The following is a 1676-nucleotide window of genomic DNA, read 5'->3' on the forward strand; positions in this document are numbered from 1 at the left end:
GATAAAAAATCCTCAAAATCATTGACAATCAATTATTTAATGAATTTATGAATAATTTTCGTTTTCATCAAGATACTATTACAGAAGTGAAGGAAAGAGCTGACATTTATGATGTTATCTCAGAGCATATTGTCTTAAAAAAGCGAGGTAAAGATTATGTAGGATTATGCCCTTTCCATGAAGAAAAAACTCCTAGCTTTACTGTTAGTACCAGCAAACAAATGTACTACTGTTTTGGCTGTGGTGCAGGTGGTAATGCTTTGAAATTTCTGATGGAAGTTGGTAAGTCTTCTTTTAGTGATGTAGTGTTAGATTTAGCCAGACGTTATCAAATACAAATTAAAACGGAATCACCAGAAAATAGACAAGAGTTTCAACGTCAAATTTCTCTGCGGGAACAACTTTATGAAATCTTGGCAATGGCTAATAGTTTTTATCAACACGCTTTGAGACAATCACAGGGAAAAATTGCTTTAGAGTACTTAAAATTTTCACGTCAAATTACAGAAGAAACTATTCAAAAATTTCAACTGGGTTATGCTCCTAATGGTTGGGAAACTATTTATGGTTATTTGGTGGAACAAAAAGGTTTTCCTGTAGAGTTAGTGGAGAAAGCAGGATTAATTTTACCTAGAAAATCAGGTAATAGTTATTACGATAGATTTCGCGATCGCTTGATGATTCCTATTAATGATGCGCAAGGTAGAGTTATTGGTTTTGGTGGGAGAACTTTGAGTGATGAACAACCTAAATATTTGAATTCTCCTGAAACTGAATTATTTGATAAGGGTAAAACTTTATTTTGTTTGGATAAGGCAAAAACTGCTATTTCAAAACTGGATAAAGCTGTGGTTGTGGAAGGATATTTTGATGCAATTGCTCTCCATGCTGCGGGAATTAATAATGTTGTTGCTTCTCTAGGTACGGCATTAAGTTCTATTCAAATTAAACAACTTTTACGTTATACAGAGTCTAAACAAATTATCTTAAATTTTGATGCTGACCGAGCAGGTATTCAAGCTACTAACCGGGCAATTGTAGAAATAGAAAATCTTGCTTATAAAGGGGAAGTTCAACTACGAATATTGAATATTCCTGATGGGAAAGATGCTGATGAATATTTGCAAAATTATTCTTCTGAAAGGTATCAGGAATTATTAGTTAATTCTCCACTATGGATTGACTGGCAAATTCAAAATATTGCAGCAAATAAAAATTTGAGTTTGGCAGATGAGTATGGTCAAGCAACTCAACAAATAATTAAAATTTTAACGAAAATAACTAACGATAATCAGCTTACTTATTATCTTCAATATTGTGCAGATATTTTGAGTCAAGGAGATTCTCGTAGAGTTTCATTACTTACTGAAAATTTGTTGAACCAAGTTGTTACTCATTGGAAAAAGCTCTTAGGCGAGGATGAGTTGTTATCAGTACCATTGCTAGTAGCAAAACAGTTAAAATATTATCGACAAAATAGTAGAAATTCTACTAAAGGGAAAAATAATACTTCACAAAAAGTTTTATCTCCACCTCGAGAGCGTGGTTTATTAGAAGAAGCAGAATATTTATTACTGCGTATTTATTTACATTGTCGTTCAAATCCTCTAAAACAATTGTTTGGTTTTCACTAATTATTTTAGTAGATAATTTATGCAGAAAATCTGTTCTTGTAT

Annotated in this window: 1 pseudogene; it reads left to right on the forward strand. The window is 32.2% G+C overall.

The window, feature by feature from the left end:
* Window positions 1-47: 47 nt before the first annotated feature.
* Window positions 48-1592: pseudogene (gene dnaG, locus F6K13_RS32000) on the forward strand (DNA primase); the annotation flags it as partial.
* Window positions 1593-1676: the final 84 nt, after the last annotated feature.

It is taken from the genome of Okeania sp. SIO2B9 (assembly GCF_010672505.1).
Classification (GTDB): domain Bacteria; phylum Cyanobacteriota; class Cyanobacteriia; order Cyanobacteriales; family Microcoleaceae; genus Okeania; species Okeania hirsuta.